At 70.0% G+C, this 16,119-nt stretch carries 15 protein-coding genes; 6 read left to right on the forward strand and 9 right to left on the reverse strand.

Going from position 1 to position 16,119, the window contains the following annotated elements; all coding sequences use genetic code 11:
* Nucleotides 1-821: 821 nt before the first annotated feature.
* The 5 genes from FB465_RS37420 to FB465_RS05880 form a co-directional block, all read right to left on the reverse strand.
* Complete coding sequence (locus FB465_RS37420; RefSeq protein ID WP_281292323.1) at nucleotides 822-1,448, reverse strand: recombinase zinc beta ribbon domain-containing protein; 627 nt, start codon at nucleotides 1,446-1,448, stop codon at nucleotides 822-824.
* Nucleotides 1,358-2,236 carry a recombinase family protein gene (locus FB465_RS37425; RefSeq protein WP_281292324.1) on the reverse strand — a complete coding sequence of 293 codons (879 nt, stop codon included), beginning with the start codon at nucleotides 2,234-2,236 and terminating at the stop codon, nucleotides 1,358-1,360. The genes FB465_RS37420 and FB465_RS37425 overlap by 91 nt, the downstream gene beginning before the upstream one ends.
* Before the next feature lie 232 nt (nucleotides 2,237-2,468).
* On the reverse strand, nucleotides 2,469-2,612 hold the full coding sequence (locus FB465_RS35615) for a hypothetical protein (protein ID WP_170290432.1): 144 nt from the start codon (nucleotides 2,610-2,612) through the stop codon (nucleotides 2,469-2,471).
* Between the two features lie 462 nt (nucleotides 2,613-3,074).
* Complete coding sequence (locus FB465_RS36715) at nucleotides 3,075-3,302, reverse strand: hypothetical protein (protein ID WP_246192530.1); 228 nt, start codon at nucleotides 3,300-3,302, stop codon at nucleotides 3,075-3,077.
* Between the two features lie 738 nt (nucleotides 3,303-4,040).
* Nucleotides 4,041-4,304, reverse strand: a complete 264-nt coding sequence (locus FB465_RS05880; RefSeq protein ID WP_145788212.1) for a hypothetical protein — start codon at nucleotides 4,302-4,304, stop codon at nucleotides 4,041-4,043.
* Nucleotides 4,305-4,428: 124 nt separating this feature from the next.
* Here FB465_RS05880 and FB465_RS05885 point away from each other — a divergent pair, with 124 nt between their 5' ends.
* From FB465_RS05885 to FB465_RS05905, 5 genes are all read left to right on the forward strand, one after another.
* Nucleotides 4,429-4,791, forward strand: coding sequence for a cupin domain-containing protein (locus FB465_RS05885; protein ID WP_145797163.1), 363 nt, complete (start codon nucleotides 4,429-4,431; stop codon nucleotides 4,789-4,791).
* A gap of 302 nt (nucleotides 4,792-5,093) precedes the next feature.
* The gene (locus FB465_RS05890) at nucleotides 5,094-5,315 is read left to right on the forward strand and encodes a hypothetical protein (protein WP_145788214.1); all 222 of its coding nucleotides are present in this window, start codon (nucleotides 5,094-5,096) and stop codon (nucleotides 5,313-5,315) included.
* Nucleotides 5,316-5,687: 372 nt separating this feature from the next.
* Nucleotides 5,688-5,897, forward strand: coding sequence for a hypothetical protein (locus tag FB465_RS05895; protein WP_145788215.1), 210 nt, complete (start codon nucleotides 5,688-5,690; stop codon nucleotides 5,895-5,897).
* A gap of 762 nt (nucleotides 5,898-6,659) precedes the next feature.
* Nucleotides 6,660-7,079 carry a YciI family protein gene (locus tag FB465_RS05900; RefSeq protein ID WP_145788217.1) on the forward strand — a complete coding sequence of 140 codons (420 nt, stop codon included), beginning with the start codon at nucleotides 6,660-6,662 and terminating at the stop codon, nucleotides 7,077-7,079.
* Nucleotides 7,052-8,383 (forward strand): RNA polymerase sigma factor, encoded by a 1,332-nt coding sequence (locus tag FB465_RS05905; RefSeq protein ID WP_145788219.1) that lies wholly within the window; start codon nucleotides 7,052-7,054, stop codon nucleotides 8,381-8,383. Before FB465_RS05900 ends, FB465_RS05905 begins: the two co-directional genes overlap by 28 nt.
* 256 nt (nucleotides 8,384-8,639) lie before the next feature.
* Here FB465_RS05905 and FB465_RS05910 read toward each other — a convergent pair whose 3' ends face one another.
* The 4 genes from FB465_RS05910 to FB465_RS36725 all read right to left on the reverse strand — a co-directional run bounded on the left by FB465_RS05910 (nucleotide 8,640) and on the right by FB465_RS36725 (nucleotide 14,694).
* Nucleotides 8,640-9,872, reverse strand: a complete 1,233-nt coding sequence (locus FB465_RS05910) for an SWIM zinc finger family protein (protein ID WP_145788221.1) — start codon at nucleotides 9,870-9,872, stop codon at nucleotides 8,640-8,642.
* Nucleotides 9,869-12,745, reverse strand: a complete 2,877-nt coding sequence (locus FB465_RS05915; protein ID WP_145788223.1) for a DEAD/DEAH box helicase — start codon at nucleotides 12,743-12,745, stop codon at nucleotides 9,869-9,871. The genes FB465_RS05910 and FB465_RS05915 overlap by 4 nt, the downstream gene beginning before the upstream one ends.
* Before the next feature lie 474 nt (nucleotides 12,746-13,219).
* Nucleotides 13,220-13,822 carry a recombinase zinc beta ribbon domain-containing protein gene (locus FB465_RS36720; RefSeq protein WP_246192531.1) on the reverse strand — a complete coding sequence of 201 codons (603 nt, stop codon included), beginning with the start codon at nucleotides 13,820-13,822 and terminating at the stop codon, nucleotides 13,220-13,222.
* Nucleotides 13,823-13,836: 14 nt separating this feature from the next.
* Nucleotides 13,837-14,694, reverse strand: coding sequence for a recombinase family protein (locus FB465_RS36725; protein ID WP_246192532.1), 858 nt, complete (start codon nucleotides 14,692-14,694; stop codon nucleotides 13,837-13,839).
* A 352-nt stretch (nucleotides 14,695-15,046) separates the two neighbouring features.
* Here FB465_RS36725 and FB465_RS05925 point away from each other — a divergent pair, with 352 nt between their 5' ends.
* Entirely contained in the window at nucleotides 15,047-15,937 is an 891-nt protein-coding gene (locus FB465_RS05925) for a DUF1963 domain-containing protein (protein WP_145788224.1), read from the forward strand.
* Nucleotides 15,938-16,119: the final 182 nt, after the last annotated feature.

A 16,119-nucleotide genomic window follows, 5' to 3' on the forward strand; every position in this document is an offset into this window, starting at 1 on the left:
ACCCGGCGGCCTATCGTGCCAGTCAGGGCGGCAACAGGTATACGAATCGGTCCGAGTGGGCTCGACAGGCTTCGGCGTGAGGAGCGTCGTGGCCGAGATCTCTGCTGGCGCGATCTTGCATGCCTCAGGTGCCCCAGTGCTCCAGATTCTGCTGCCGTTCAGCGCACCGGCCGGTGCCCCGCCGGTCTCAAGGGAGTAACCCCCAGCATCCGTCTGGCAGAGGTTCGGGGGCGCCGGGCCAAGCGGACGGGCCACCACTGACGGGGGTCGTAGCGGTCCCCGCCGGGCCCGCACAGCAGGCGCAGGGTGCCAGAACCCATAGTCCAGCCAGGCTGCCTCTGCCCACAGGACCCGGCGCCCGATCGGCCCAGCCCGGCTGGCTACGCAGGGTGAACAGCAGGCTGTCACCGCGCAGGATCACTTCGGGCAATGGCAGCCCTTGTGGCGCCGCCCGCCCCGTGGGCGGCCACCCGTCCTCCAGCTCCTCCCCGTCGCCACCCGTACGAGTGAAGTCCGCGCCTAGCTCTTCACCTGTGGCGAGCAGCCCAGTAGAAGGAGTCGGAGGCCACGCCAGGAGCAACCCCAGCACCCCCTAGTCAGCCTCAGATTCCGCGCCTTGGGGCGCTGGCGGATCGAGCTGCAGGTCGCTGACCAGCGAGAACGCATGTGGGGAAATGGTTTGTGTCGGGCCTCGGACACACTCTTTCCCCACCGTGCTTGGTTTCCGAGCACCGTGGATCGGCGCCCGTTCCAGGCCTTCGGCCAGGTGCGGGCGTTCGTCGTTCCGCACCGTCCTCAGCTCATCGCTCGGCGACGGGGGTTCAGCCGATCAGGATCCTTTCTGCTCGTTCGGTGTCGGCGATCAGGGTCTTGGCCGCCGGGTCGTAGGCCAGCGTGATGCCGTTGATCCGCAGGTGCTCGACGGCCTCGAAGGCGGTGGGCGGCGAGGTGCTGCTGGGCGGCGATAATGCGACGGTCACTCCGTAGTCGCAAGCAGTGATCTGGAGGACGAGGGCGGGCAGGTGGTCCAGGACCCGGTCTTCGCGCACGTGGGCATTACGCGGCCGCCCGGGTTCGGCGGAGGCGCTGGTGTGGCCGTGCCGACAGCGGTAGCCGGGGCGCTGGTGGGCCCAGTGGGCGTCCATCCGCCGGCCGCACAGGCCGCAACGCAGTAGCCCGGCCAACCGGTACGTGCGTCCCGGTGTTACTTCTCGGGCGGCACGGATGTGCTGGACGGCGACGAAGTCGGCCTCGGTGACCAGCGCCGGGTGCGCCTGGTGTTGGGAGATGGCCCAGGCCTCCGGGGTGTTCCAGCGCATGACGTCGCGGTGGCCGAGCGCGGTGTTCTCCGGGTCGATCAGGTCGTGGTCGGTGCGCTGGCGGTTCCAGACCTGTCGGCCGGTGTAGCGAGGGTTGGCCGGAGCGCCCGCACCGTCGGGACGCTCCACCGTCGGCCGTCGCGATGCGGGTTGCGCTCCGGGTCGGAGGCGGAGGGGCAAGGGATGCCGGAGTCGTTCAACGCTCTGGCGATCCTGGCGATGGCATGCCCGGCGAGACGCTGGGCGAAGATCCAGCGCACGATCGGAGCGGTGTGCGGGTCGATGTCCAAGCGTTGCAAGCGCAGTCCGCGGCGTGCGAAGGCCCGGCTCGGGTGGGGGCCGGCATCGACCAGGCGGTAGCCATAGGGCGGCCGCCCGCCCAGGTACCGCCCCTGGTCGCGGGTCTGGACGAACATGGCGGTGCGCGCCCGGATCCGGGTGCGGGTGATCTCCCGCTTGGCGAGGATCCCGAGGAGGACCATCAGCTCCTCGTGCCCGGCGATCTTCGGGTCGACGACACCGCCCAGCTCGGGCACCCAGAGTGCCACCCCGAGGTGCTCGAACAGCGGGGCCATCACCGTGAACTGGTTGCCATAAAAGGCGCGCTCGCTGGAGCCGATGATGACGGCGTCGAAGCCGCGGTCCGGGTCGGCTAGGTCCGCAACGAGCGCGGCCGCTTCCGGCCGGCGCGCCCACGGCAGCACCCGGCTGTGGCCGATATCGAAGTACTGCGCCACGATCCGCCCGTGCCCGGACACGACCGCCTCGGCCCGCTGCAGCTGCCAGGCCCGGGACGTGGCCGGGTCCTGGTGGTCCTCGGTGGGGACCCGGCCGTAGAACGCGAACCGCAAGCCGCCCGGCTCGGACGGCTTCGCCCGCGACGGCTGCTTGCCGCGCCCACGGACCCAACCGATCAACGCACTTGACTCATCCTCTGCCGACCTTCTCCCCGAAGCCTCACAGCTACGGCCGACACCTTCCGCAGGTCGACGACCCATGTCGCACCTCCGAGCATGGCCACACCGAGGACGCCGTCCTGGGCCGCGAGACCGTCAACCCGGACGAATGACTCCAAAGCTGAATACCCGTCCGGGCCCGTACTCGTCTGGTCGACACTGCGACTCCGGCGACCCTCGCACTGCCGAGGTGTCACAGGCCATGCTGGTCAAGGATCTTCATGAGATTGCGCTTGCGCTTCTGGTCGGCACGAAGAGCCGCGAGATAGTCCGAGAAGTCCGTCTCCGTTTCCAGCGCCCGCTGGCAGGAACGGACTTGCAGCAGGAACCGTGCCATCTCCTGGAGTTGCCGTCGCCAGTGACCTGCTTGAGCGGCGCGATGCTGCGGCGGTACGCCTCCGGCGCCTCCGCTGGCCGACTCTCGCGCACCTGGTCAGCCGAGGTCAGCCACTTCCTAGTACCGGCCCGCCCGGGAGCGGCCTCCCACGCCGCGTCCAGATCACCATCGTCGAAAAGGGCGTCGATCAACACCGGCCCACCCTGCCTATACCGTTTCAAAACGCCGATCAGGCCTGATATCGGCTTCTCATGTGAGCCGTGAGACGGGCTGATCGAGGCGGCGGCGTACTCGTTGACCAGGCCACCGAGCACTCGGCGGCGCCTGACCGCGGTAGCGGGCAGGGTGATGACGTTCGGTTCGTCATCCGGGGCGCGCAGGTCGAGGCTGCGGTGGGCTGTTCCGGTGTGTAGTGCTCGGCGTACTGGCCGAGCACGGCGCACAGGTGGCGTTCGCCAGTGATCAGGAGGCGGTCGGTGCATTCGGCGCGCACGGAGCGTATACACCGTTCCGCGAAGGCATTCGAGCGCGGGCTCTGCGGCGGGCCGGAATCACCGTCGTGCCGTTGCCGGCGAGGACGCCGGCAACGAAGGCGGTGGTGAACTTCGCGTCGCGGTCGCGAATGAGGACCCGGAAGTCGCCGGCTCTATCGCCCAGGCCCATCAGCAGGATCCGGGCGGGCTGGGCCACCCACTCCCCCTGTGGGGTGTGCTGTGACATCGAGGACGTGGACGCGCCTGATCTTGATCTCCATGACGAAGAAGACGTACAGGCGCTGGAGGAAGACAGTGTCCACGTGCATGACGTCGCAGGCGAGAAGCGTGTGAGCCTGCGTATGCCGGAAGGTCCGCCAGCTCTACTGACCGACCCGCTGGGGTGCGGGCGGCAGGCCCAGGCGGCGCAGGACTCGGCGGATCGTGGCTGCGGCGACCCAGTGGCCGAGCTGCCGCAGCTCTCCCTGGATCCTGACGTGGCCCCAGGGTCGGGTTCTCCCTGGCCAGGCGCCTGATGAGCGCGGCGATCTCTTCGGGCAGTGGCGGACGGCCGAGCTTGGCCGGTGGCTCGCCCTTCCAGCGCACCAGATACCGGTGCCAGGACAGCAGCGCCCGGAGTAACGAGCCGATGCCAACGCAGCACCGGCGGCAGCTGGCCGGCCACTGCGGAGAGCACAGCGCGGTCCGCCCAGGACATCTGCGGCCTGTACACCTCGCGACGCAGTACCGAGACTCCGTGGCGGAGGGCGAGGATCTCGGCGTTGTTCAGGCGGAGGAACGGCCCAGCAGGGCCAGCCAGCCCAGCACGCGGCAGGAGATCAAGTAGAGCAGTCGAAGACCAACGACCGGCGGTCCTGCCCAGAACACGCTCGCCCGCAAAATCGCAGCTCAACCGCCGTACCGACAGTAAGGACCCTTCAGGGGTGCTTGGGGGCTATCGTTCGGCCAGCATTCTGCGGATCGCTTCCCGTGCCACTTCATGGAACTCCGTGGGGCTCGTGGACGTGGGGTCGCGGGTGACGGCACTGGCTGCGGCGGAGAGTTCGTCGGCTGCGATGCTGAGAGCGTCGGCGTGTTCGGCCAGCGTGGCCCAGTCGGCTGCGTGGGTGGCTTCGCCGCAGCGACCGATGAGGATGACGGTGTGGGCGTAGGCGTTGGCGAGCTGTTGGGCGGCTGGGGTGAGGTCGGGCTCGCTCATGGTGCTCACCGTAGGCGGCTCAGGCTGATGGCGCAGTCCAGGAGAGGGCGCAGATGCCGGTGGTGCGGGTTTGTCCGACCGGGACGATGAACGTAAGGCAAAGATCAACTTGGGAGGCTCAGTCATAGCTGGTCTCGTCCGTAAGAGCTTGGATACGCCCGAAGAAGTCCGCCCATTCGAAGAGGGCAAGGGCGAGCTCGCTCTCGTCAACCTCGATGCGGGGCCTGTGGGCCGGGCGGTATTCGAACCTGGTTGGCAGTGGTCCAAGCACGTCAAGCCGATCACCAAGACCGAGAGTTGTCAGGCCGCCCACATGGGCTACTTCATCTCCGGCCGCATGAAGATCGTCATGGATGACGGCGAGGAAATGGAGTACGGACCGGGAGATTTCGTGATCTGTCCGCCCGGCCACGATGGCTGGATCGTCGGCGATGAGCCGTGTGTCGTCATCGACTGGCGGGGCTTCGCGGACTACGCCAAGCGATAGGAGATCGAGGTCCGGATAGCGGTTTCCGCTGGTCGGGGGTGGGGTGAGCGGTGGGGGCCGCCGACACGGACGGGTTCCGTGCCCAGCGCAATCGCAAAGAAGAGCACGGCTCGGAAGACGACTGCCAAGAAGGCTGCACCGAAACGACCGGAGCAGCCCGTACGAGGCGGTCACGGTGAGAGATCGGCAGGCACCTGACACCGCCGGCATCCGCCGAGCCACCTCAGCGCGATGGTCGTACGGTCGAGATGAGGCATGATCCGACGGAGGCCGCCATGGCGAGATACAGATGGAGAGTGCGCATGCTCTCGGCAGAGGGCATCGAAACGGTCACACAGCCAGCTCTGCCGTACACCGACTATTTCGATGGGTCCGCTCAGGAGTACGCCGACTTCCTGGTCGACAGGGCTCTGAAGCAAGGCCAGGACGATGCGGGGCCGATGCGTGCCGTGCGTGTTGTTGCCGATGTCTGGGAGCCGGACGGCCAGGGAAGCCCCGAGGGGCACGCTGGGTGGCCGCAGTAGCAGGCCGCTGGCGGGGGAGGCGCCAAGGAGGTTTCCATGCCGGAATACACGTGGCTCCTGTACGTGACTGATCAGCACGGCCGCAGGAGTGGCCAGGATGGCAATCCTGTGCCCTACCCGTTCCGTAGTGAAGACAGTGCTCAGGATGTCGCCCGCAACCTCCGCGACTACTTTGCGAGGACACTGAGCGATCATTCCCCGAAGAAGATCGAGGTGGAGGTCTGGGAGGGAAGGCAGGCCGTGCAGGAGCCTCACGCGAGAGCAGATTGGCCATAACCGACGCTCGTGCGCCTGGGACTGAGCAAGCGCTCGGCGCCATCGCCTACCGCGCCCCGGGTGGCGGTCTCATGGTCTGGCTCTGACAATCGGGTGATGGCAGATCTTCAGGCGGACCCCGCAACAGTGCATCTGGTCCATGCGGCGGACCACGTCAATCCCGGCGTCACGGCCGAGCAGTCGGTGAAGGGCAGTGTCCGTATCGACGAGCGCGGGTGGGTGCACGTCGAGCGCGCTGGCGGGGGGCGGGTGTCCTTCCCGCCGCATGCGGTGGCGCGTGTGGAATGGGACAAGCCAGGCGCGTGAACGACACAGCTCGCCGAGCAGCTCGCGAACCCCGGCCCTACGGTCGAGGAGGGGCACCCCGCCGGAGGACGAGATGGCGAAGTACAGATCGCGTGTGCGCGTGTTGTCGACAGAGGACGTGGAGATCACCACGCGGCATGGTGAGCACGCTGAGGGCGATTTCGATGGGTCCGCGCAGGCGTATGCCGAGTTCCTGGCCGACATGGCCGTGAGGCAGGGCAGGGACGATCCGGGACCGATGCGCCCTGCGCATGTTGTCGTTGATGTCTGGGAGGCGGACGGGTCGGAGAGCGCCGCTGCGGGGCACGCTGAGTGGCCGCCGTAGCTCGACGAGTTCCCCGACCGGGTGAGCGCGCCACCGCGCAAACCCAAGGAGGACGCCCCGTGGGGCGAGCAGCTCGCCTGGCGTTGATGGGGCTCGTTGAAAAATCCCCACCCCATGCTCAGGGATGATCAGACCTGCTCGCCTGGATTCCCCACCCTCCCCACGCCACTTCCTCTCGCCTTCCATCGCTGCCGTGCTGCCGTGCTGCCGTGCTGCCGTGCTGCCGTGCTGCCGTGCTGCCGGGTCCAACGGTGCGGCCGGCCCCGAGGTCGCGGAGCTTCGGGCTGCGATCGAGGACGTGTTCGCACTGGCGTGGGACGAAGGCGTCTGTCGGAAAGAAGATGGTCCATGTTCGTCTGCCGTGTCGATCTGCGGCTGCGCTGTTCGACCTGGGGTGGAGAGGGCCGAGAGGCGACCCCCGATCAAGGAGACGGAAGATGGCGAAGTACATGCTGATCATGCGAGGCACGGACGAGTCCGTCGCGAAGATGATGGAGACGCCTTTCGAGGAGATGCTCGAGACGGTGGGCCGGTTCAACGAGGAGCTGATCCGGGCGGGCGTGCTCGTCGCCGCCGAGGGCCTGGACGACCCGTCCCAGGGCGTGGTGGTCGACTTCAGCGGGGAGACCCCGGTGGTCACCGACGGCCCCTACGGCGAGACGAAGGAACTGTTCGGCGGCTTCTACGTGATCGACGTCGCGTCAAAGGAGGAAGCGGTCGAGTGGGCCAAGCGACTCCCGGCCTTCCCCGGCTCGAAGTGCGAGATCCGTCGTGTGCCGGGCATCGAGGAGTTCCCGCAGGACAACGAGTGGATCATCAAGGAGCGCGCGTGGCGCGAGCAGACCGGCCAGATCTGACGCCCGCGGCCGCCGGCGGCCCGCCGAGCGCCGAGTCGGCGCGGCGGGCCGTCGAGGCGGTCTGGCGGGCCGAGTCGGCACGGATCGTCGGTGCGCTGGCCCGCTATACCGGGGACTTCGCGCTCGCTGAGGATGTCGCGCAGGAGGCGCTGGCGGAGGCACTGGTCACCTGGTCGCGCGACGGTGCGCCGACCAGCCCGGTGGGCTGGCTGCTGGCGACCGCGCGGCGGCGGGCCATCGACGCCTTCCGTCGCAAGTCGGCACTCGACGAGCGGTACGCCATACTGGCGGGCCAGCTGGTCGAGGGCGAGTTCAGCTCGGGCGCGGTGGCCGCGCCCGGCCGGCCGGACGACCTGCCGTGGGATCCCGACCGGGTCGACGACGATGTCCTCGCGCTGATGTTCACGTCCTGCCATCCGGTGCTCGCGCCTGAGGCTCGGGTGGCGCTCACGCTGCGCGTGGTGGGCGGCCTGTCCAGTGAGGAGATCGCCCGGGCGTTCCTCGTGCCAGTGCCGACCGTCCAGGCCCGGATCACCCGGGCGAAGAAGACGCTTGCCGCGGCGCACGTGCCGTTCGAGCTGCCGCCGTCCGAGGAGCGGCCAGGACGGCTCGGCGGGGTCCTGAGCGTTCTGTACGTGATCTTCACGGAGGGCTCGACGGCGACGACCGGCGACCGGCTGCTGCGCCCTGATCTCGCGTACGAGGCTCTTCGGTTGGCCCGGATGCTGTCCGCCCTGCTGTCCGGTGAGCCGGAGGTGTACGGGCTGCTCGCGCTGTTCGAGCTCACCGCCGCGCGCTTTCCGGCACGTACCGGGCCCGATGGGGAGGCGGTGCTCCTGGAGGATCAGGACCGGCGCCTGTGGGACCGGTCGGCGATTCGTCGTGGTCTGGCGGCGCTCGGCCGGGCCTCGGCCGTCGGGCGGGGCCTTGGACCGTACGGCCTGCAGGCTGCAATCGCCGCCTGCCACGCGACGGCGCCCTCGGTGCAGGAGACCGACTGGGAGCGTGTCGTGCTCCTGTATGAGGCGCTCGGCCGCGTGGCTCCCTCCCCCGTCGTCGAGCTCAACCGGGCCGTGGCCGTCGCGATGGCGAGCGGACCGCAACAGGCGCTGTCCATGGTCGACAAACTGGTCGCCTCCGGCCGCCTGTCGGGGTCGTACCTGCTCCCGAGCGTGCGCGGCGAACTGCTGGTCCGGCTCGGCCGGACCGCCGAGGCCCGGGCCGAGCTGGAGCTCGCCGCCCGGCTGTGCCGCAACGTCCGTGAGCGGTCCGTGCTGCTGCGCAAGGCGGCTGTGTTGGAGTGATGTCCACCCGCCTAGTGCAGCCGTCTCGCCTGCACCTCGGTCGGCCGGTCGATCAACAGTGCGATGGTGGCCGATTGGGAGCCGGCCATCGGCCCGCTGTAGTCGGGTGTGGCCTGGGCGGAGGCCCACCCCGCCCGGGTCGGCTACCCGGACCGCGCCGCTCGGCCACCAGAGCGCCGCCCGCGCCATCCCACCAGGCGTGGCCTCCTCGCCATCCCCTGAGCGGACGGCGAGGCAGACGTCCGGCGTCCTGGAGTCAGCGTTCCCAGGCGGTGGTGAGGGCGGCGACCGGGTCGGTTTCGGCCGGGGCGCAAGGCCACCAATCGCCGTTCTCGTGCCGGTACGGGTACCAGCGGCCGTCCGGGCCGAGGCGGAGTTGGAGGCCGGTGTCGCCGAGGGTGAGGCGGTTGCGCCAGGCCCGCAGCGGTGTTGAGCCTTTCTCGGGGGCCATGTCCGCCAGCGCCTCGGCCACCGCCGTGCGGGCCGAGGCCATGACGGCCGGGTCGGCGGGGCCGGGTTCCTCGGCGACGGCCATCCCGACCGCGCCGCCGTGGCGCCAGGCTCGGGTGAGCCGGGCAAGCTCCATGGGGCGCAGTCCGGTACCGGCCTGCAGTGCGTGGAACCATCCGGGGTCGCGTTGGGTGGCGGTGAGGCGTACCGCGTCCTGGCGCTGGGCCAGCGCCAGCCAGGAGTGGTCTCCGGTGAGGAGCCTTCGGGCGCGGGCGGCTGTGTCGGCGGAGAGGCGTTCGAGATCGGCGCGGGTGAGCCCGGAGTCGGCGGGGGGATCGACCGGCAGCCGGGGTTCCACAGGTCTCGCCGCGGACCGGACCTCGGGGAGGCGCGGCCCCGGCAGGCTGGGCGGCGCCTCCGCCCAGCGCGCGTACGCGGCAGCGGCCGGGACCCCGGCCGGGACCTGCTGAGCGGTCGGCAGCTCGCTCGCCCGCCGCTCCCGAAGTGCGGCGAAGACCTGCTCGCGGTCGCGTCCGCGCAGGGCGAAGAGCACGAAGGGATCGTCGTCGATACGCGCGGCGATCGCGTAGCACAGCGCGGCGGCGTGCTTGCACGGGTAACCCCAGTCGGGGCAGGAGCACTCGGGGTCGAGCTCGGCGGACCCGGGCAGCAGGGGGACGCCCGCGCTGCGCGCGTCCTCGACGAGCTCCACGGGCATCTCGCCGTCCAGCAGCGCGGCCACATGCCCGGCCCGCGCGGCGATCGCGGCGAGCAGGGTGTCCCACTGACCGTCCGTCAGTACGGGAACGTGCACGGAAGAGCGGTACGGCTTGGGACGGCTGCCCTGCACCGGGGCCTTCATCTGCCCGGGTGCGACCACGACCGCGCCGACCATGCCCTTGCGGGCGTAGGTGCGGCCTCGGGCCAGGCGGCCGGAGTCCAAGGTGGAGTCCTCCAGCGCGGTCACCCACGCCTGGCCCCACCAGGTGGCCGCGAACGCGCGGGCGCCGCGGGTGGGTGCTCGGCGGGCCGACGTCATGGCTGCCTCCTCAAGGTCACCAGTTCGGCCAGGTCATCGTCGCCGAGCTCGGTCAGCGCCACCTCGTCGGAGCCGACCACGGCCTCGGCCAGAGCGCGCTTGCCCTCCAGCAGCCGGGCCACCTTGTCCTCCACGGTGCCCTCGGCAACCAGCTTGTGGACCTGCACCGGACGGTCCTGTCCGATCCGGTAGGCGCGGTCGGTGGCCTGGTCCTCGACCGCCGGGTTCCACCAGCGGTCGTAGTGCACCACATGGGTCGCGCGGGTGAGGTTGAGCCCGGTACCGGCCGCCTTGAGCGACAGCAGGAAGACCGGGTTCTCGCCGGCCTGGAACGCGGCCACCATCTCCTCGCGCCGGGCCACCGGGGTACCGCCGTGCAGGTACAGCGGCGTCATCCCGCGGTCCGTCAGGTGGCGTTCGATCAGCATCGCCATCTGCGTGTACTGGGTGAAGACCAGTACCGACTCGCCCTCGGCGAGGATCGTGTCGAGCAGTTCGTCGAGGATGTCCAGCTTGCCGGAGCGCCCGTTGAGCGGTCCGGCCTGGCGCAGGTACTGCGCGGGATGGTTGCAGATCTGCTTTAGTCCGGTGAGCAGCTTGAGCACCAGGCCGCGGCGCGCGATGCCTTCGCTCTCGCGGATGCGCTCCATGGTCTCGCGCACCATGGCCTCGTACAGCGAGGCCTGTTCGGTGCTGAGCTGGACGATCCGCTCGGTCTCGGTCTTCGCCGGCAGCTCGGGGGCGATGCCGGGGTCGGTCTTCTTGCGGCGCAGCAGGAAGGGCCGCACCAGGCGGGAGAGCCGCTCAGCTGCTCCTGCGTCCTCGCCGGACTCCACCGGCCGTGCGTGGCGTTCGCGGAAAGCCGGCAGCGAGCCGAGCAGCCCCGGCGTGGTCCAGTCCAGCAGCGCCCACAGCTCGGAGAGGTTGTTCTCGACCGGGGTACCGGTGAGCGCGACGCGGGCTCTGGTCGGCAGGGCGCGCAGTTGGCGGGCGGTGGTGCTGTAGGGGTTCTTGACGTGCTGGGCCTCGTCGGCGGCGACCAGGGACCAGTCGGCCGCGGCCAGCCGTTCCCGGTCCCGGCGCAGCACCCCGTACGTCACCAGCACGATCTCGCCGCCGGCCAGGTCCTCCAGGTGCCGTCCGCCGCCGTAGTACCGGCGCACGGGGGTGCCGGGTGCGAACTTCTCGGCCTCGCGTTGCCAGTTGCCGAGCAGGGAGGCCGGGCAGACCACCAGGGTAGGTCCGGCCGTCCCCGGGTCGGCCTGGCGGTGCAGGTGCAGGGCGAGGAGGGTGATGGTCTTGCCGAGCCCCATGTCATCGGCGAGGCAGCCGCCCAGCCCGATCTCGCACATCTGCGCAAGCCAGGCCAGACCCCGGCGCTGGTAGTCGCGCAACGTGGCCCTGAGTGCGGGTGGCTGCGCGACCGGCGCCCTGGACTCGGGGTCGCGGATTCGGGCCACCAGCTCGCCCAGCGCGCCGACCGCCGCGCAGGGAACGGGCTCGCCCTCGTGCTCGACTTCCCCGGTCAGGGCGGCGGTGAGCGCATCCATCGGGCTGAGCGGTTCCATCCGCCGGCGCTTCGCGCGGGCCACCAGGCGCGGATCGGCGACCACCCACTGGTCGCGCAGCCGGATCAGCGGACGGCGCGCCTCGGCCAGGGCGTCCATCTCGGCCTCGGTCAACTCCTCGCCACCCAGCGAGATCTGCCAGCTGAACTCGAGCAGCGAGTCCGCGTCGAGCAGACCGCCGACCGTGCTGCCCGGGGCGGTGTGCTGCCCGATCACCGCCTGCGCGGTGAGTGCCTTCACCAGCTCGCGCGGCCAGTGCACGGCGATGCCGACCGCGCCCAGCGTGTCGGTGGCATCGCCCAGCAGCTCAAGCGCCTCGTCGTCGGTCAACCGCAACTGGTCGGGAGCGGCGTCCCGGAGCAGCCGGCCCAGCGGCTCCCAGGCGCGGGCGCCGCGCCGCAGCGCCAGCAGCATCTCGGTCTCGGCGCGCGGGCCGAGCAGCCGCTGGGCCGCCGAAGGATCGGCCCATGCCTGGCCCGCTTCGACCACCAGGGCGGGGTCCTGTGCGGTGTGGAGCTGGAGCACGGCACGGAACTGCTTTCGGCGGCCCTCGGGTGGGTCCACCCGGAGCGACACAGAGACATCGGCGGCGAGCGAGGCCTCCAGCTCCTCGGCCCAGGAGCGCAGTTGGGGCAGCGGGCGGACTTCCCGCCAGACATAGGGGAGTTCACCGACCGCGAGCGGCGCGGCAGGCGTGCGGGCCAGCGTGTCGGCCACCGCGTCGCAGAATGCCCGCAGCATCGGGGCCGGCTCGGCGATGCGCAGCGGCGCGGGCCCCGGCTGCGGCAGACAGTGGGCGTGCGGGGGGAAGGATGCGACCAACTCGTCTAGGGCCCGGCGGTGCCCGGCCTCATACGGTCCGGCCCGCCACGTGTCGTACCCCTCGGAGCTGAGCCCCGGATAGAGGCGGCCATCGCCGAGCAGTGCCAGGGCGAAACGCGCGGCGCCCGCCCACGCGCCGACGGAGGGGTGACGGTGACCGGGGTCGGCGGTCAGCAGCGCGGGCAGCGCCACGGCGACCTCGACCGCGAAGCCCGGGACGGCACGGCGGCGCACCGAACGCCCATGCGGCAGTACCAGCTCGACCGAGCGTGCGTCGACGCCGACCGCGGGCCGCGACGCCGCAGCGGCCTGGGCGCCGGCGGGCCGCCACAGGAACAACCGTCCATGACGGGCCACTTCCTCGGGCAGGAAGACGGCGGCCCAACCACCATCGAACAGCCCTGTAGTCCACGAGACAGCCTCCGGAGGTGCCAGCGGCGGCAGGGCTCGTTGCCTCGGCACCTTGACTGTCACTCGGGCCATACCGGGCACGTTCCTCCCGCTCTGCGCTATGTCCGAACATCCTGACGGCTGAGCCGACGCCATGACAAACCACGCTTGTGGCCCCCTGAACACCGTCGCCTCCCGCCGCGAGCCCTCCTCCCGTGGCTGATACAACCGCCGCCAGGAAGTGAGGCCAATTGCCGGGTGGTCAGCGACCCGTCCAGCCCACTCGAACGGGTGAAACCGAGCTGCCCCCATTGCCCGTCGCCTGCCACGCGGGCACCATGCCTGTAGTGGGACTGTGGCTGGCCGCAACGAGTCCGCTATGGCAGTGCCCGTTGCCCGCGCAGCAGCGGCATGTGCGCATGGGTCAACACAGCTCGGACACACTCTTATCCCACGGTGCTCGGTTTCCGGGCAGCGTGGATCGGCGCCCGTTCCCGGCCTTCGGCCGGGTGCGGGCGTTCGTCGTTCCGCAGCGTCCTCAGCTCATCGTTTCGTCTGGGCGGGCTGTCAGCCGATCAGAATCCTTTCTGCTTGTTCGGTGTCGGCGGTCAGGGTCCTGCCCACCGGGTCGTAGGTCAGCGTGAGGGCGCTGGCGCGTAGCTGCTCGACGGCGCCGGAGGCAGAAGCCACCTGGCCGCTGCCCGGCGATGCGGGCGTCGCGTCCGGGTCGTGGGAGCCAATCGCGAGCCGGAGGAGAAGAGCGGGCAGGTGGGCCAGGACCCGGTCCTCGCGAAGGTAGGCATTGCGTGGTCGGCCTCGATCGGCGGTGGCACTGGTGTGACCATGCCGGCAGCGGTAGCGGGGGCGCTCATGCGCCCAGTGGGAGTCCATACGCCGACCGCACAGACCGCAACGCAGGATTCCGGCCAGTTGGTAGGTGCGGCCCGGCGCGGTCTCGCGGGCGGCGCGGATGTGCTGGATGGCGACGAAGTCGGCCTCGGTCACCAGCGCGGGGTGTTCCTGGTGGCTGGAGATGGCCCAGTCCTCGGGCCTGTTCCAGCGCATGACGTCCCGGGTGCCGAGGGTGGTGTTGTCCGGGTTGATCAGCTCATGGTCGGTGCGCTGGCGATTCCAGACCTGACGGCCGGCGTAACGGGGGTTTGCCAGCACAGACCGCACCGTGGTCACATTCCACCGCTCGCCGCTCCGGTGAGGGTGCGGTCGCGATCGGCAGCCGAAGGGCCCGGGATGGCCGTGTCGTTGAGGGCCCTGGCGATCCGGGCGATGCTGTGGCCTCCCAGGCGCTGAATGAAGATCCACCTCACGATCGGCCCGCACTCCGGGTCGACATCCAGACGCCGGATGCGCACCCCACGCAGAGCCCATGCCCGGTTCGGGTGGGGCCCCGCGTCGACCAGCCGATACCCGTACGGTGGCCGTCCCCCCAGATAGCGACCCTGGTCGCGTGCCTGAACCGTCATGGCGGAGCGGACCCGTATCCGAGCGCGAGTGACCTCGCGCTTGGCGAGGATGCCCAGCAGGACCATCAGTTCCTCGTGGCCGGCGATCGCCGGATCGGCCGCGCCGCCCAGTTCCGGGATCAACACGGCAACCCCGTAGTGCTCGAACAGCGGGGCTATGACAGTGAACTGGTTGCCGTGGAAGGCGCGTTCGCTGGAGCCGATGACGATGGCGTCGAAACCCCGGTCCGGATCGGTGAGGGCTGCGAGGAGCGCGGCGGCCTCGGGCCAGCGGGCCCAGGGCAGGGAGCGGCTGTGGCCGACATCGAAGAACTCCGTGACAACCCGGCCGTGGCCGGAGACCAGGGACTCGGCGCGTAGCAGCTGCCAGGCACGCGAGGTGGCGGGGTCCTGCTGGTCCTCGGTGGAGACCCGGCCGTAGAACGCGAACCGCAGCCCACTCAATTCGCGTGTCATCGCCTGGTCCAACCCGCCGCTCTCGCGGATCCACGAAGCCAGACCGCCTGACGCGCCATCCGAAGTGGCGGGCACATCTCCGCTCGTTGTAGGGCTGATCGCCACGGCTGGCACCTCCTCCCCTGGGCTTCTCGTTGGACGTCGCACACCCGAGCATGACCACAGCAATGCCACGCTGCGAGGATCACCTGGATCTATCAGCATGAAAGGGTGAAATTCGACCAGAAACGCTGCGTGATGGAGTTCTTCGGTCTCACCGTCGGGTGCCACGGCGAACACCGCCCGAGACGGGTTCCGAGACGTTCTCCTGTCGTCGCATGATCAGACCCAGCCGTCGGGTCAAGGAATGGGCATCGATCGTTCGGGTCGAACCGCTGCGGCATGCCGACCCGTAGCTGACCCCGCCAGTGCCTGTCTGCCACTCAAGCTACGATGCGGCTTCCACCTGGAGGGGATCATGGGCCTTACCGTTCCACCGGCTCCACTCGAGATCGCGGAGCACTTCCCAGAGCTCGTCCCGCACGCGCGGCGCACCACCCTGCTCTACCCGCGTGCCGGTGCCCCCGTTCGGGAGGAGAGCTCGCTCGGCGGACCGCTGCTGTGGCCGGCGGACGAGTCGTGGCCGACGTGCGCCGCGCCTGATCACTACAACCCTGCCCGCGGCTGTGCGGTGGTCGGCCCGGAGGCTGTTGCCATGGTGCCCGTGCTGCAGCTACTCGCTCGTGACGTCCCGGCACTCGCCTTCCCGCCGGGTACCGATCTGCTCCAGGTGCTCTGGTGCCCGCTGATCCATTCCGAGCACGACCAGTGGTCGCCGGTACCGGTGCTGTTCTGGCGGTCCGACACCGAGACAGCCGCCCGGCCGCTGCTGGACAAGGTGCCTCGGCCGTACGAGTTCGACGATGAGTACGTGCCCAGGCCTTGTGTCGTGCACCCCGCCGAGGCGATCGAGTACCCGAACTGGGACATGCCCGAATTGCTCTCGGATCGGGTCGGTGAGTGGAGCGACGAGATGGAGGAATCCTGCGGCATCTCCTACTACGACGCTTTCACCACCAACCAGAGCAAGGTCGGCGGTTACCCGGGCTGGACGCAGCCACCGCGATGGCCTGACTGCACCTGCGGTCGGCGGATGGAGCATCTGCTGACCATCTCGGCGAGCGAATCATGCGGCCGCTGGCTCCCCGTCGAGGAACGCATCCGCCCGGGCTCCGGCTGGGAGCACTCCCCCGACCCCGCGAAGGAGGAGGACAGCCACGGGATGTGCATGGGCGACATGGGAGGCGTCTACGTCTTCATCTGCCGCACCTGCCCGGACCTGCCCACCGTCCACCGGTACGACTGCTGATCGTAGAAGAGGCTTCGCCTCTGTCGGCGCGTCAGGCCCTCGATCTGCTCGACGAACGTCCGCCGCGGACACGACCGATCCGGGCAGGCGAACCGGCGCACCCGCAGCGCGAGCACGACCCGCCGTCCCGCACTCGGCGGATCGGCCGGGGAACCGCAGGTAGGAGCCATGCACCCGACTCG

This window comes from Kitasatospora atroaurantiaca, assembly GCF_007828955.1.
GTDB classification, from domain to species: Bacteria; Actinomycetota; Actinomycetes; order Streptomycetales; family Streptomycetaceae; genus Kitasatospora; species Kitasatospora atroaurantiaca.

Excerpts from the sequence above, each read along its gene's own strand:
- FB465_RS35615 (WP_170290432.1), bottom strand. The coding sequence starts at position 2,612 with ATGGCACGGTTCCTGCTGCAAGTCCGTTCCTGCCAGCGGGCGCTGGAA.
- FB465_RS05880 (WP_145788212.1), bottom strand. The coding sequence starts at position 4,304 with ATGAGCGAGCCCGACCTCACCCCAGCCGCCCAACAGCTCGCCAACGCC.
- FB465_RS05890 (WP_145788214.1), top strand. The coding sequence starts at position 5,094 with ATGCTCTCGGCAGAGGGCATCGAAACGGTCACACAGCCAGCTCTGCCG.
- FB465_RS05895 (WP_145788215.1), top strand. The coding sequence starts at position 5,688 with ATGGCAGATCTTCAGGCGGACCCCGCAACAGTGCATCTGGTCCATGCG.
- FB465_RS05900 (WP_145788217.1), top strand. The coding sequence starts at position 6,660 with ATGGCGAAGTACATGCTGATCATGCGAGGCACGGACGAGTCCGTCGCG.
- FB465_RS05910 (WP_145788221.1), bottom strand. The coding sequence starts at position 9,872 with ATGACGTCGGCCCGCCGAGCACCCACCCGCGGCGCCCGCGCGTTCGCG.
- FB465_RS05915 (WP_145788223.1), bottom strand. The coding sequence starts at position 12,745 with ATGGCCCGAGTGACAGTCAAGGTGCCGAGGCAACGAGCCCTGCCGCCG.
- FB465_RS05925 (WP_145788224.1), top strand. The coding sequence starts at position 15,047 with ATGGGCCTTACCGTTCCACCGGCTCCACTCGAGATCGCGGAGCACTTC.